13 protein-coding genes are annotated in these 14,246 nt (G+C 68.5%); 6 read left to right on the top strand and 7 right to left on the bottom strand.

What is annotated here, in order from left to right; all coding sequences use genetic code 11:
* Positions 1-5 precede the first annotated feature (5 nt).
* Positions 6-1,172, bottom strand: a complete 1,167-nt coding sequence (locus tag ABZV40_RS29460; protein ID WP_355448480.1) for an MFS transporter — start codon at positions 1,170-1,172, stop codon at positions 6-8.
* A 66-nt stretch (positions 1,173-1,238) separates the two neighbouring features.
* Here ABZV40_RS29460 and ABZV40_RS29455 point away from each other — a divergent pair, with 66 nt between their 5' ends.
* A complete protein-coding gene (locus tag ABZV40_RS29455; RefSeq protein ID WP_355448477.1) occupies positions 1,239-1,868 on the top strand; it encodes an HAD family phosphatase in 630 nt (209 codons plus the stop codon).
* Here the strand turns inward: ABZV40_RS29455 and ABZV40_RS29450 are convergent.
* Complete coding sequence (locus ABZV40_RS29450; RefSeq protein ID WP_355448474.1) at positions 1,817-2,398, bottom strand: hypothetical protein; 582 nt, start codon at positions 2,396-2,398, stop codon at positions 1,817-1,819. The two genes, ABZV40_RS29455 and ABZV40_RS29450, sit on opposite strands and share 52 nt — an antisense overlap.
* A 94-nt stretch (positions 2,399-2,492) precedes the next feature.
* Between ABZV40_RS29450 and ABZV40_RS29445 the strand changes: the two genes are divergently transcribed.
* On the top strand, positions 2,493-3,227 hold the full coding sequence (locus ABZV40_RS29445; RefSeq protein WP_355448472.1) for an SDR family oxidoreductase: 735 nt from the start codon (positions 2,493-2,495) through the stop codon (positions 3,225-3,227).
* A 41-nt stretch (positions 3,228-3,268) separates the two neighbouring features.
* On the opposite strand, the gene ABZV40_RS29440 is transcribed toward ABZV40_RS29445, so the two are convergent.
* Both ABZV40_RS29440 and ABZV40_RS29435 read right to left on the bottom strand, forming a co-directional pair.
* On the bottom strand, positions 3,269-4,351 hold the full coding sequence (locus tag ABZV40_RS29440) for an inositol-3-phosphate synthase (RefSeq protein WP_355448469.1): 1,083 nt from the start codon (positions 4,349-4,351) through the stop codon (positions 3,269-3,271).
* Positions 4,352-4,381: 30 nt separating this feature from the next.
* The gene (locus ABZV40_RS29435; RefSeq protein ID WP_355448466.1) at positions 4,382-4,927 is read right to left on the bottom strand and encodes a PadR family transcriptional regulator; all 546 of its coding nucleotides are present in this window, start codon (positions 4,925-4,927) and stop codon (positions 4,382-4,384) included.
* A gap of 165 nt (positions 4,928-5,092) precedes the next feature.
* Between ABZV40_RS29435 and ABZV40_RS29430 the strand changes: the two genes are divergently transcribed.
* The 3 genes from ABZV40_RS29430 to ABZV40_RS29420 all read left to right on the top strand — a co-directional run bounded on the left by ABZV40_RS29430 (position 5,093) and on the right by ABZV40_RS29420 (position 9,996).
* Positions 5,093-5,491: a DUF5318 domain-containing protein gene (locus tag ABZV40_RS29430; RefSeq protein ID WP_157985376.1), complete on the top strand. Its 399-nt coding sequence runs from the start codon at positions 5,093-5,095 to the stop codon at positions 5,489-5,491.
* A 413-nt stretch (positions 5,492-5,904) separates the two neighbouring features.
* On the top strand, positions 5,905-8,310 hold the full coding sequence (locus ABZV40_RS29425) for a transglycosylase domain-containing protein (protein ID WP_355448463.1): 2,406 nt from the start codon (positions 5,905-5,907) through the stop codon (positions 8,308-8,310).
* 93 nt (positions 8,311-8,403) lie between these two features.
* On the top strand, positions 8,404-9,996 hold the full coding sequence (locus ABZV40_RS29420; protein ID WP_355448460.1) for a glycosyltransferase 87 family protein: 1,593 nt from the start codon (positions 8,404-8,406) through the stop codon (positions 9,994-9,996).
* Here ABZV40_RS29420 and ABZV40_RS29415 read toward each other — a convergent pair.
* Genes ABZV40_RS29415 through ABZV40_RS29405 form a run of 3 tightly spaced genes read right to left on the bottom strand, consistent with a single transcriptional unit; the run spans position 9,908 to position 13,105 of the window.
* Positions 9,908-10,915 (bottom strand): GDSL-type esterase/lipase family protein, encoded by a 1,008-nt coding sequence (locus tag ABZV40_RS29415; protein WP_355448457.1) that lies wholly within the window; start codon positions 10,913-10,915, stop codon positions 9,908-9,910. The genes ABZV40_RS29420 and ABZV40_RS29415 overlap by 89 nt on opposite strands.
* Positions 10,916-10,934: 19 nt before the next feature.
* Positions 10,935-12,311, bottom strand: coding sequence for a hypothetical protein (locus tag ABZV40_RS29410; protein WP_355448454.1), 1,377 nt, complete (start codon positions 12,309-12,311; stop codon positions 10,935-10,937).
* A 23-nt stretch (positions 12,312-12,334) separates the two neighbouring features.
* A complete protein-coding gene (locus ABZV40_RS29405) occupies positions 12,335-13,105 on the bottom strand; it encodes a deoxyribonuclease IV (protein WP_355448451.1) in 771 nt (256 codons plus the stop codon).
* A 132-nt stretch (positions 13,106-13,237) separates the two neighbouring features.
* Here ABZV40_RS29405 and ABZV40_RS29400 point away from each other — a divergent pair, with 132 nt between their 5' ends.
* Positions 13,238-14,176: a hypothetical protein gene (locus ABZV40_RS29400; RefSeq protein WP_355448448.1), complete on the top strand. Its 939-nt coding sequence runs from the start codon at positions 13,238-13,240 to the stop codon at positions 14,174-14,176.
* Positions 14,177-14,246: the final 70 nt, after the last annotated feature.

Raw genomic sequence — 14,246 nt, 5'->3', positions numbered from 1 at the left:
TGCCGCTAAACAACCAATTGTTCACCTGCCAGTACCGCATCTTCCGGCACCAGATGCGTGTCGGTGCGGTTGAACGTCAGCAGCACGGCCGCGACCGCGCAGAAGACCGCCGCCACGACGAACGGTTGCGCGAGGTGGCTCACGAACGTCGCCGCCAGCGCACCACCGAGCCACCGCAGGAAGTTGTAACCGGCGCTCGCGACCGGCCGCGGCGCGTCGCTGACACTCATCGCGGCGTCGGTGAACAGCGTGTTCAACAGACCGCTGACCAGGCCGCTCACGATCACGGCGACCACCAGCAACGGCTTGCTCGGCACCGCCATCACCAGCATGAGCAGCGCGAACGCCAGCACCGATCCGATGATCGCGCGCTTCTCACCGACGCGGTCCGCGAGCCGCGGCGCGAGGAAGACGCTGGAGACCGCGACGCAGACGCCCCAGCCGAAGAAGATCAGTCCGATCTCGACGGCACCCCACCGAAGCACGAACGGCGACCAGGCGAGAACGGTGAAGAACGCGGCCGTGTAGAGCGCGGCACCGATGGACGTCCGCAGCAGAACCGGGTGCTTCAACGCCCTGAGCGGGTCGAGCAGGCCGATCCGGGGACGTTCGCGGTGCGAGTCCTTGGCCAGGAAGACTGCGCAAAGGATCAGCGCGACGGCCATCAGGATCGCGGTGCCGAGGAACGGCCCGCGCCACGAGACGCTGCCGAGCAGTGCCCCGAGCAGCGGTCCCACGCTCAGACCGAGACCGAGCGCGGCCTCGTAGAGCAGGATCGCGCCCTTCTGCCCGCCGCTGGCCGCGCCGACGATGACGCTGAGCGCGGTGGCGATGAAGAAGGCGTTGCCGAGCCCCCAGACGGCCCGCAGTCCCACGAGCTGGCCGATGCTCCCTGCCGCCGAGCACGCCAGCGTGGCGATGACGATCAGCGCGAGCCCTCCGACGAGCGTGCGCTTGGCCCCGAACCGCGCCGTCGCGGCACCCGTGAAGAGCATCGCCACGACCTGAACGCCGAGGTAGGAGGAGAACAGGAGGGTGACCTGCGCGGGTGTTGCGTGCAGACCCTCCGCGATGGACAACAGGATCGGGTCCACGAGCCCGATCCCCATGAAGGCGATGACCGCGGCGAACGCCGTGATCCACACCTGCTTGGGCTGAGCTTTGAAATTCACTTAGCCACCCTAACAGATTTTGTTTAGCATGGCGAAGTATCCTCCGCCACAGGGTACGGTGCAGGCGTGGAAGCGGTGATCTTCGACCTCGACGGCGTGCTGATCGACTCCGAGCAGGTGTGGGACGAGGTGCGCCAGGACTTCGCCTCGTCGCACGGCGGCGTCTGGACCCCGGAGGCGACTCGCGCCATGCAGGGCATGTCGACGCCGGAGTGGGGCGAGTACCTGGTGTCCGAGGTGGGCGTTCAGCTGTCGCCCGCGGAGGCCTCCGCGGGCGTGATCGCGGCGATGGAGCAGGCGTACGCCGCGCACCTGCCGGTGATCCCGGGCGCGGTCGAGGCGGTGCGCGCGGTGGCTTCGCGGTTCCCGGTGGCGATCGCGTCGTCCGCGCCGGCCGTGCTGATCAAGGTGTTCCTGGACGTGACCGGACTGCCCGTGCCCGTCGCGGTGTCGTCCGAGGAATGCGCCGCCGGCAAGCCCTCGCCGGACGTCTACCTGCTGGCCGCGTCACGGCTCGGGGTCGCTGCCGCTTCCTGTTTCGCCGTCGAGGACTCGACGAACGGGCTGCGCGCCGCCCTGGCCGCGGGCATGACCGTGCTGGCCGTGCCGAACCCGCACTTCCCGCCCGACCCGGAGGTGCTGGCTCAGGTGCGCGTGCTGTCGTCGGTCTCGGACCTGCCGGGCGCGCTGACGTAGCTGGTCGCGGCCATGCCGAGCGCGATGCAGGTGCAGGCGATGACACCCTTCGGCCAGTAGATGTGGCTGTCGAGGAACAGGTAGCTGCCCACGAGCAGGAAGACCGCACCTGGGATCGCCTTGAGCTTCCACTTGAGCAGCGCACACACCGCGATCGCGATGCTGGCCGCGAAGAAGCACCACGCGCCGAAGGTGCCGAGCTGGTTGCCGATCTTGAAAATCGGCGCGTCGGCGTCGCTGCGACCGTTGTTCGCGATGGTCATCGCGCCGCCGCCGATACCGGCCAACGCGTCGAGTGCGCCGTAGTAGACGACGAAGCCGAACGTGGCGACGCGGGCCGGGTAGCGGACGTACTTCGGGCTGTCGTCGAGCAGAACCCATTGCGCGGCACCGAGGAGCGGGAAGATCGCCGCCAGGATGATGTGCATGTTCTGCCACCACGGGGCGGTCGAGGCGTCCAGGTGGTGCGGGTGGGTCAGGCCGATACCGGCGAGGACCAGGCCGGGGATGGCGACGAGCAGCGTGCGCACGGCGCGAACCTAGCGGAAGCAGGTCTGGTGCTGAGACTCCAAACACACGAACGTGGCTGTCGCTGAACGGCGGTACGTCCTTAGCGTGACGCCCATGACGCAACGAGTTGCTGTGGTCACCGGCGCGGCGCAGGGCATGGGGCTGCGCATCGCGGACGTGCTGCGCGAGGACGGGTTCGCCGTCGTCGGGTTCGACCTGCAGGAGAGCAAGGACGGGATCGTCGGCAACGTCACCAGCGCCGCGGACGTGCGGCGTCTGGCCGATCACGTCACCAGCACGCACGGCCGGGTCGACGTGCTGGTCAACAACGCCGGGATCGCGGGCATCGTGCCGTTCGAGGACACGAGTCTCGAACAGTGGGAGCGGATCATGGCGGTCAACCTGACCGGGCCGTTTCTGCTCACGCAGGCGCTGGGCGGGATCATGCTCGCCCAGCGGCAGGGCTGCGTCGTCAACATCGCGTCCGTCGCCGGGCTGCGGGGGGTGGCGGACCGGGCCGCGTACAACACGACCAAGCACGGGCTGATCGGGTTGACCCGCACGCTCGCCGTCGAGTGGGGCGGCAGGGGGATCCGGGTCAACGCCGTGTGCCCCGGCTGGGTCAAGACCGAGATGGACGTCGAGTCGCAGGCCGGTGGGTACTACGTCGACGAGGACATCACGAACCACGTGCCCACCGGCCGGTTCGCGGTGCCGGACGACATCGCGCAGGCCGTCAGGTTCCTCGCGAGCGACAACGCCCGGTACATCAACGGCGTGGCGTTGCCCGTCGACGGCGGGTGGACCGCGGACGGCAGCTGGCAGAAGCTGCGACTTTCGAAGCGGTGAAAGCGTGGGCCGCCCTCGACCGGAGAGGGCGGCCCACGAGCTCACTCGCCGCGGATGAACGCCTCGACGGCCGCGTGGGCCTCGGGGTCCGAGTACTGCACGGGCGGGGACTTCATGAAGTACGACGACGCCGAGAGGATCGGGCCGCCGATGCCCCGGTCGAGGGCGATCTTCGCCGCGCGGACCGCGTCGATGATGATGCCCGCGGAGTTGGGGGAGTCCCAGACCTCCAGCTTGTACTCGAGGTTCAGCGGAACGTCGCCGAACGCGCGGCCCTCCAGCCGGACGTAGGCCCACTTGCGGTCGTCGAGCCACGCCACGTAGTCCGACGGGCCGATGTGGACGTTGTCCTTGCCGATGTCGCGGCTCAGCTGGGACGTCACGGACTGGGTCTTGGAGACCTTCTTGGACTCCAGGCGCTCCAGTTCCTTCATGTTCAGGAAGTCCATGTTGCCGCCCACGTTCAGCTGCATGGTGCGGTCGAGCTGGACGCCGCGGTCCTCGAACAGCTTCGCCAGCACGCGGTGCGTGATGGTGGCGCCGACCTGGGACTTGATGTCGTCACCGACGATCGGCACGCCGGCCGCGCGGAACTTCTCCGCCCACTCCGGGTCCGACGCGATGAAGACCGGCAGGGCGTTGACGAACGCCACGCCGGCGTCGATGGCGCACTGGGCGTAGAAGCGGTCGGCCTCTTCCGAACCCACCGGCAGGTACGAGACGAGCACGTCGACCTCGGCGTCACGCAGCGCCTGCACGACGTCCACCGGCTCGAAGTCGGACTCCTCGATCGTCTCGCGGTAGAAGCGGCCGAGACCGTCGAGGGTGTGCCCGCGCTGCACGACCACGCCCAGCGGCGGCACGTCAGCGATCTTGATCGTGTTGTTCTCGCTGGCCACGATCGCCTCGGCCAGGTCGACGCCGACCTTCTTCGCGTCGACGTCGAACGCAGCCACGAACTCGACATCGCGCACGTGGTAGTCACCGAACTGCACGTGCATCAGGCCGGGCACGCGGGTGCTCGGGTCAGCGTCCCGGTAGTAGTGGACGCCCTGCACCAGCGACGCCGCGCAGTTGCCAACCCCGACGATGGCCACTCGAACGGTGCGGCGATTTCCGCCCATTGCCGAGTCCTCCTTGATCAAAGATGAGTACTACTCGTCCTGCTCGGACTGTTCGTGCTGCTCGTGCGCGATGAGCTCGTTGAGCCACCGCACCTCGCGCTCCGTGCTTTCCAGTCCCTGCCTGTGCAGCTCGCGGGTGTAGCGGTCGATCTGCTCACCCGTGCGCGTGAGCCGCTCGCGGAGGCCCTCCCTGCGTTCCTCGACACACCGCCGCCTGCCTTCCAGGATGCGCATCCTGACGTCGGCGGGCGTGCGGGAGAAGAACGCCAGGTGGACTCCGAACGAGTCGTCGTCCCAGGTCTGCGGACCCGCGTTGGCGAGGAGCTCGGCAAATCTCTCCTTGCCCTCCGGAGTCAGCTTGTAGACCTTGCGCGCCCGACGTCCCCAAGAAAGAGCCGACTCCTCCGGCCCCTCCTCCACGATCAGGCCCGCACGTTGGAGTCGCCGCAATGTTGGGTACAGCGATCCGTAGGAGAACGCGCGAAACGCTCCGAGCAGGTCGTGCAAGCGCTTGCGCAGCTCGTAGCCGTGCATGGGCGCCTCGTGCAGCAGGCCGAGCAGCGCGAACTCGAACACGAGTCACCTCCTCGCACCTGCACCGATAGGTGAGGTGATTATATCGCTGCGATACATCGATGGCCTCTCTTCACTGTGGGATGTGGCACACCGTGATACCGCTTCGGACTCCGCTGCCCTGAACGGCCCATCATCGCCAAAGCGGGCGGCACGTACTCTGGTCACGTGTTGACCCAACGGCAGGTCGTGGACTACTCGCTGCAGCGGCGTGCGCTGCTGGCGGAGGTCTACTCTGGCCGCACGGGCACCATGGAGGTCTGCGACGCGTCCCCGTACCTGCTGCGAGCTGCGAAGTTCCACGGGACGGCGACGGAAGTGCCATGCCCGGTGTGCCGGAAGGAACCGCTCACGAACGTCTCGTGGGTCTACGGTGACGAGCTCAAGCACGCGACCGGCTCGGCGCGGACACCTGAAGAGCTCGTGAAGATGGCAACCCTCTTCGACGAGTTCACCGTGTACGTCGTTGAAGTTTGTCGCACGTGCAGTTGGAACCACCTGGTGCAGTCATACGTCCTGGGGAAGCGTGGGCTGGAAAAGCCACGCAGGAGAACTGCGGCGGAATGACCAACAGGTGACACTGCTCCGAACGAAGTACGACCACCGAACCGCGTGCTGATGCACGCCGGTCTGGGAGGCCTTTTCACGTGAACGACCAGCATGATGACCGGCAGCGCGGAGGCGAGCCGCAATGGCCGACCGGGGACGACCCGGACGGCGGCGGCACGAGACGTGATGTCCCTAATCAGCCGCGACCGGGCACCCCGCCCGGCGGTTTCGCGCGCCCTCCCCAGGGTGGCACGCCACCCGGTGGTTTCCCACAGCAGCAGCCCCCACGCCGCCCGAACGGACCAGGGCCGCAGGGTGCCGCAGGCGCGCCGGGAGGCCCCCAGGGCGGTCCAGGGCGCCCGCAGGGCCCCGGTGGCCCTCAGGGTGGCCCTGGCGGGCCCGGTGGGCGTCCCCCGACACCGCCCGGTGGCATGCCGGTCGCGCCGCCTCCCGGCGGTCGCCGGCCCGGAGGCCCGAACGGTCCCGGCCGGCCCGGCATGCCCCCGCGCAACCCCGGTGAGGATCGGACCACGCAGCTGCCGCCGGTCAACCGGCCGCCGCAGCGCGAGCCCGACCTCCTGACCCACCGCGAGCCCGAGGACGAGTTCCTGCTCGCGGGCGGCGTCGACGACGAGGACGACGAGTACTACGACGACGAGCCGGAGCTCACCGAAGAGGAGGAGCGCCGCCTGCGCAAGAAGAAGATCTGGAAGCGCGTCCGCATCGGTGCGTTCGTCGCACTCGGTCTGATGATCCTCGGCCCGGTGATCGCGGTCGCGGTCGCGTATCCGCTGGTCGAGTGGCCGAAGCCCAACGAGGTCGCGGACGCCCAGGACAAGACGATCACGCTGCTCTACTCGGACGGGTCCGAGATGGGCAAGATCACCTCGCCCGGCCAGAACCGCACGATGCTGACGTACGAGGAGATCCCGGACAACGTCAAGCACGCGGTGCTCGCGGCCGAGGACGCGGACTTCTACGACAACCCCGGCTTCGACGCCAAGGCGATCCTGCGCGCCGTCTGGATCCAGGTGAGCGGCGGCTCCAGTGGTGGTTCCGGTCTGACGCAGCAGTACATCAAGAAGGCGACCGGCAACGAGGCGCCGACGCTGACCCGCAAGTTCACCGAGGTCGTCAAGGCCTTCAAGATGAGCAACGAGTCGGACCACAACACGATCCTGACCGCGTACCTCAACACGGTGTACTTCGGCCGCGGCGCCAACGGCTTCAAGGCCGCCGCGCAGGTCTACTACAAGAAGGAAATGAAGGACCTGACGCCGTCGGAGGCCGCGCTCATCGCCGGCATGATCCAGACGCCGTCGTGGTCCGAGGACACCGAGTACGCGACCAAGCGCTGGAAGTTCGTGATGGGCCAGATGGTCCAGAAGCACTGGGTCGACCAGTCCTACGTCGACGCGCAGCAGTTCCCGAAGCCGAGGCCGTTCGAGGAGACCCAGCCCGCCGGCCTCGAGGGGCCGCTCGCCCGGGTCAGCCAACAGGTCCAGAACGAGATCGACAGCGACATGGTCGGCATCACGATGGAGAGGGCGCAGAAGGTCGGCGTCACCATCCAGACGACCATCGACCCGAAGATGCAGCAGGCCGCGACCGACGCGGTGAACTCGGTGATGGAGGGCCAGGACCCGGAACTGCGAACGTCGCTCAGTGCGATCGACCCGCAGTCCGGTGCGGTCCGGGCCTACTACCCGGGCAAGGACGGTCTGAAGGGCATCGACTACGCCAAGGGCACGATTCAGGAGGCCGGCTCGTCGTTCAAGCCGTTCGACCTGGTCGCCGCTCTGAAGATGGGCAAGGGCATCGGCGACACGTACGACAGCACCCCGCGCACGATCGCCAACGTGCCGATCCGCAACGCCGGCACCACGACCTGCGGCAAGCAGTGCCCCATCAAGCAGGCGATGAAGGAATCGCTCAACACCGTGTTCTACGAAATGGTGGCGGGCAACGAGGGCACCGGTACCAAGGCCGTCGCGCAGGCCGCGCACGAGGCCGGCATCCCGAAGTCGGTCACGGTCAACGGCAAGACCCAGGACCTGCTGGTCGGTGAAGGCGGCAACCCGCCCAACGCCGGTATCGCCATCGGCGCGGACAGCGCCCAGGTGCGACCGTTCGACATGGCTTCGGCCTACGCGACGTTCGCCGCGCGCGGCATGTACCGCCAGCCGTTCTTCATCGTCAAGGTCCAGGGTCCCAGCGGAGACATCCTCTACCAGCACGCGGACAAGGCCGTGCCCGCGTTCGACCCCGTGGAGGAGAAGAGCCGCGACATCGCGGACAACGTCACCGAGACGCTCAAGGACATCCCGGGCTACTCGAGGATCGCGCTCGCGAACAACCGCGAGTCGGCCGGCAAGACCGGTACCCACGAGCTCGCCGGCAGCATCGACCAGAACTCGAAGGCGTGGATGGTCGGCTACACGCCTTCGCTCTCCGCCGCGGTCTGGATGGGCAAGGACCAGGGCAACGTGGCGATCAAGAACAAGGAGAACAAGGCGATCTTCGGTTCTGGTCTCCCCGGCCAGATCTGGAAGAGGTTCATGGACGGCGCCCTCCAGGGCACTCAGCTGGAGAAGTTCGCGAAGCCCAAGCCGCTCGGCAACTTCAACCCGCCGAAGCCGTCGACCCAGCCGTCCAGCGCGCCGCCGAGCTCCGCGTCCAACCCACCGGCGTCGTCCAACACTCCGCCGCCGACCGAGCCGACGAAGACGACGGATCCGTGCATCCCGAACCTCACCTGCCCGCCGTCGCGCGATCCTGAACCGCCGACAGGAACGGCCAAGCCACCGACGAAGGGTGGCAGCCCAGGAGGTGGCTGATCCGCTGAGGGCCCGGTGCGCAAGCGCCGGGCCCTTTGCTTTGGCCGGGGATGTTGACCACGCCGAAACGGTCTTGGCCGTAACATCCGCCACGTGCCCAGCAGCCCTGCCGAGCTTCCCGCCGAGGACACCGACTCGCTCACGCACTCCGAGCGGGTCGCCCCCACCTGGACCGAGTCGCTCGCCCGCACCCTGAGCAGACCGTTCGGCGGTCCGCTCGGTGAGCACGCGCAGGTCGGCAGGCACTGGTTCTGGACGGCGCTGCGGGTGATCCTGCTGCTCGCCGTGCTGACGTTGCTGGCGGGCTGGGTGCAGAAGTCGCCGTGCATCCAGCAGTACGTCGACGACAAGGGCCAGGTGCAGCTGGACTGGCGGGGCAGCAGGCAGTTCACCGCGCTCTGCTACTCCGACACCGTGCCGCTCTACACCGCGGAACGGCTCGACCAGCGCGGTTCCTTCCCGTACATCACGTCGTGGAAGGACGACGAGGGCAAGCCGACCGAGCACGTCCGGTACATGGAGTACCCGGTCATCACCGGTTTGTTCATGTGGCTCAACGCGCGGGTGGCGCAGGGGCTCGTGGCGCTCGTTCCCGGGCTGCCGATGACGGTGATCGTGTTCTTCGACGTCACGGCGTTCTGGCTGGCCGTGGCGTGGCTCATCACCGTGTTCTCGGTGGCGCGGATCGCGCGCAGGCGGATGTGGGACGCGGCGATCGTCGCGGTGTCGCCGCTGGTGATCGTGCACGCGTTCACGAACTTCGACACGATCGCGACCGCGTTCGCCACGGCCGGTCTGCTGGCGTGGGCGCGGAAGAAGCCCGCGCTCGCCGGTGTGCTGCTGGGGCTGGGTGGCGCGGCGAAGCTCTACCCGTTGTTCCTGCTCGGGCCGCTGCTTCTGCTGTGCTGGCGTTCTGACCGGTTGAAGGCGGGGCTCACCACCACCGCGTCGGCCATCGGGGCGTGGGCGCTCGTCAACGCCCCGATCGCGTTGAACCCGGCGTCGCACATCGGGTGGAAGGAGTTCTTCCGCCTCAACACCGAGCGCAACGCCGACCCGGACACGCTCTACAACGTGCTCGTGCAGTGGACGGGGTGGCATGGCTTCGACCCCGGTCTGCAGCAGGGGCAGGCTCCGACGGTGCTCAACACGGTGAGCTCGGTGCTGTTCCTCGTGTGCTGCGCCGGCATCGCGTACGTGACGCTGTCCGCGCCGACCAGGCCGCGGCTCGCGCAGCTCGGGTTCCTCGTGGTGGCGGCGTTCCTGCTGACGAACAAGGTGTGGAGCCCGCAGTACTCGCTGTGGCTGGTGCCGCTGGCGGTGCTCGCACTGCCGCGCTGGAAGCTGCTGCTGGCGTGGATGACGATCGACGCGCTGGTGTGGGTGCCGCGGATGTACTTCTACCTCGGCACGGAGAACAAGGGGCTGCCGATCGACTGGTTCCTCGGCGCGGTGCTCCTGCGCGACGCCGCCGTCATCGGGCTGTGCGTGCTCATCATCAAGGAGATCTACCACCCGGAGCGCGACCTCGTGCGCGTCTCGGGCGACCAGGACCCGTTGGCGGGCGTGCTGGCCGACGCGCCGGACCGGCAGCTCGTCAGACCCGCACGAGGCGAGCCATTGCACCGAATGCGGCCCCGTTCGGATGCAGGTGATCACCGGAGTCGAACTCCGGACGCAGTCTGAGCGGGTCGGCCGGGTCGCGCACGGCGGCCTCGAAGTCGATCGCGTCCGGGAAGGTGGCGCGGATCCAGGCGTTGGTCTTCTGCCGCTGCTGCTCGCGTGCCTCCGTCCAGTTGACCCAGCCGCGCCACGGCGTGAGCGTGCCGACGAGCACCTGCACGCCCTCGTTGCGGCAGCGCAGGAGAACCGTGCGGATGCCGGCGATGACGTTCTCCGCGCTGACGTCGTGCTGGATGTCGTTGATGCCGCCGAGCAGCACGACCTTGCGCACCTCGTCGCTGTACAGGACGTCGCGGTGGACACGGGTGATCATCGGGGCGTCACCGCTCAGCACGCCGTTGCCGTTGATGCCCGCGTTGAGCACGGCGTAGCCGGTCTGGACGAGGGAAGGCCAGGTGCCCTCCGAGGAGCCCTCGGTGATCGAGTCGCCGAACATCACCACCGCGCCCGGTGCCGTGAAGCCCGCGACCTCGACCGCCGAGACGAGGCAGACATAGGACCGTGCCGACGTGATCGTGCGATGTGCGCGCGCCTGACACGGTGTACCGGCCGGTGCGTACGTGCTGATCTCCAGCGTGCTCGTCACCTTCAGCTGCACGGCGTCGCTGTAGACCTCGTCGCGCGGCCTGATCGTGACGCTGCGGGTGCGTCCGAACGTCAGCTGCCGCGACTCGCCGTTCGCGGTCACGGTGACCTGCTCGACGCGGACCGGTTTGGTGCCCATCAGGTTCGACAGCCGCACACGAACAGATGTGCCGCTCGCGGTGAGGTCGACCGTCGTGCGGACGCTCTGGTCCGGCACGGAGGCGGAGAGCGTCGGCACGGCCTGCCACACGGGCAGCCAGCGGATCACCTCCGACCGCGCGGGCACGCCGGAGGCGCCACAGGCCAGCAGCAACGCCAGCACGATGATCACCCTCACGGGTGCAGTGTGCGGCTGGTCAGGCCTTCGCTGCTACAGCCCCGCGGATGAACTTCAGGTCCTCGCGGTCGTCCTCGGTCACGTCACGGGCCAGCAGGAACGCCACGAACAGCGCGACGAGCAGCGCCGCCCGGCCCCACACGCCGATCATGACGGCCTGCGCGGAGAAGCTGTCGTAGATGCCGGCCGGCTTGCCGAACTCGATCGCCCAGAACCAGCGGAAGATCCCGATGCCCATCGCCAGGTCCACCACGAAGTACGCGAACGCCCACATCAGCCGCACGCGCAGCAGCACGAGGAACGGCACCAGCCACAGCGTGTACTGCGGTGAGTGGACCTTGTGCAGCAGCATGAAGCCGCACAGCATCGCCCCGGACACCGCGATCCACGGGTAGGTGCCCTCGCGGCGGAACCGCAGCCAGCCGTAGCCGGCGGCGATCGCGAACGAGACCAGGATCGTGATCGGCGAGATGACGCTGACCAGCGACTGCATCGCGTCGTCGCCCATGAACGGCCGCAGGCCCCAGTACCAGATCGAGTTCGTGGTGATGTCGACCCGGCGCAGCTGCTGGAACTCGAACGACGCCATCCAGCCGTCGTAGCCGGCGAACGCGAACGGCAGGTTGACCAGCACGACCGTGATGATCGAGGCGAGCCCCACCTTGATCGCGCCGGCGACGTCGGCCTTCTTGCCCTCCGGCAGCTCCTGGCCGCGCCAGCCACCGGTGCCGACGAAGAGCATCAGCGGCAGCACGAAGATCGCCGGGTAGACCTTGAACGCGAACCCGAGGCCGAGCAGGACCGACGCGACCGTCGCCCGTTCGACCAGCGGCCGGTTCCAGCGGTGCACCACGTAGACCGCGGCCGCCGAGCACAGCACGACCGGCAGGTCCCAGTTGTGGAACGCGTACAGGACCAGCGGTGGGCCGATCGCCCAGAGCAGGGCGCGCCAGCGGGCGAGCCTGCCCAGCAACCAGCCCGTGAGCAGGCCGAACGGCGCCATCAGCAGCGACGAGTAGAGCAGGTACTCCGCGTCGTTGTGCGCGAAGATCGCACCCGCCCAGATGATCACGCCGGTGAGCACCGGGTACTCGACGGAGCCGCCGACGAGGACGCCCTTGTCGTTGATGCCGCCGTCGACGTACGGGAAGACGTGCCGGTCGATGTCGCGCCCGATCCAGAGGTGCTGGATGTCGGAGTAGCAGACCTCTTCTTTGTTGCGCTCGTCGTAGTTGGGCTGCGTGCGGCCCCACTGGTCGAACTGCGGACCGGTGCAGCGGTCCTTGTTGATGAAGCCCAGCAGCAGCGTGAGCCCGCACAGCAGCACCAGCACGGCGGCGGCGGGCTTGCCGAAGCGGGTCGCGAAACGTCCGGAGCCACCTCGCTCGGGCGTCACGCTCACCACCTCGTGCACGGTCTTCACCGGCCGGCGCGGTCGCGTAGGAACGCGATGTCGGCGGCCTGGCCCTCGTCGGGTGTCTCGACCACGACGGGGCATCCGGCGCTCGCGGCCACGGCCGCGAGCTGGTCGGCGTCGATGGTGCCAGTGCTGATGTTGTCGTGCCGGTCGCGCGAGGAACCGAACTCGTCGCGCGAGCTGTTGAGGTGCACGAGGTCGATGCGGCCGGTGATCGCTTTCACCCGGTCGACGATGCCGACGAGGTCCTCGCCGGCGGCGAACGCGTGGCAGGTGTCGAGGCAGAAACCCGCGCCGAACTCGCCGACCGCGTCCCAGAGCAGCTTGAGGGAGTCGAAGGTGCGGGCCATGGCGTTGTCGCCGCCCGCGGTGTTCTCGATCAGGACCGGGACCGCGAAGCCGCCCTCGGCGACCTGGCGCTCGAAGAACTTGCGCCAGTTCGCGAAGCCCTCCGCCGGGTCCTCGCCCTTGGTGACGTGGCCGCCGTGCACGATCAGGCCCTTCGCGCCCACGGTCGCGGCGGCCTCCGCGTGCTGGATCACGTTCTTCCGGCTCGGAATGCGGATCTTGTTGTTCAGCGACGCGATGTTGATCATGTACGGGGCGTGGACGAACACCTCGAGGTCGGAGGCGAGCAGGGCCTCCGTCTGGGGGTGCGGCTTCGGCTTCTTCCAGCCCTGTGGATCGGACAGGAAGAACTGGACGACCTCGGCCCCGCGTTCGGCCGCGGCGCCGACCGGGTCGTCGTCGCGTACATGGGCCCCGATGCGCATGAACAAGGAGGGTAGTCGGAGTCCATAACGCCATCGCAGCCGCCGCCGATAGGAGTAATTGCAAAAACTGGGGATGGCCTGCGTCACGACCAGGACCTACGGTCGTTACTTGAGAGTAGGAAAGGGGTTCACATGCGACTGCTCAGCGTCACCGCCGCGACGCTTCTGGCGCTGGCCTCCGCCTCCGTGGGTGCTGTGCCGGCCACGGCGGCCGATCCCGTCGTCGTGGGCAGTTGCGCCACCTCCGTGCAGGGCGCGCCTGGAACCCCGGTCTCGCTGAGCCCCGCCGCCGTCACCCAGCCCATCACGGACCTGATCCGGGCGATCCCGCTGCTCGGGCCGCCGATCGCCGACCAGTTCAAGCCGCTGTTCTCGCAGGGCAAACCGATTCCGATCGGTGTGGTGCAGGCCGGCACGACCACGATCAGCGGTGCCACGATCGCGAACGCCGTGGTCGCCGAGCTGCAGAAGCTGCCGTTGCTGGGGCCGGTCATCGGCACGCTCGACACGTCCGTGCGCTCGACGCTGACCAGCGGCTGCGGAGTCGTCGTGACGGGCGTGAACCAGGTCGCGGCGCCGATCCAGGACGGCAGCAAGGCGATCGCGGACACCTCGCAGAAGCTCACGCCGCAGCTGCCGGGTCAGCCGCAGGCGCCCGGTCAGCAGCCCCAGCCGCAGCAGCCCGGCACGTCTCCCGGCCAGCAGCCGGGTGTGAGTCCGGGCACACCGGGGACGCCGCAGGGCACCCCGAGCAACCGCGACTTCTCCCTCTACGCCCTCGGGTCGAACTTCGGCCGCGTGCCGCTGTTCAGCTACGGCTCGCTGCCGTTCGCGATGCCCGGCCTCTACTCGCCGTCGCCCGGCGTGCGCTACGGCTCGCAGGTTCCCCGTGCCTCCAACGGAACCGGCGTCGACACCGACCAGGTGCTGGCGGCCGGTCGCGCGACGGCGCTGCCCAGGCTCGGCGGTCCCGGCGGCGTCGGCCTCCCGGTGCTGCTCGCGGTGCTGATGCTGGCCCTGGTGACGGGCGCGCTGGTGCGGACCTGGGTGCTCCGCCGCACCCCTGCGTAGTCACCGGACGCGCTCTGTTAACCTTCTTCAGTTGCTGACGCGACGACCCTCCTGCCACGGAAAGCCCGTG

Origin of the sequence: Lentzea sp. NPDC004782, assembly GCF_040609115.1 — a bacterium.
In the GTDB taxonomy this organism is placed as follows: domain Bacteria; phylum Actinomycetota; class Actinomycetes; order Mycobacteriales; family Pseudonocardiaceae; genus Lentzea.
The sequence above is the reverse complement of the archived record's forward strand: the minus strand, read 5'-3'. Positions and strand labels throughout refer to the sequence as shown.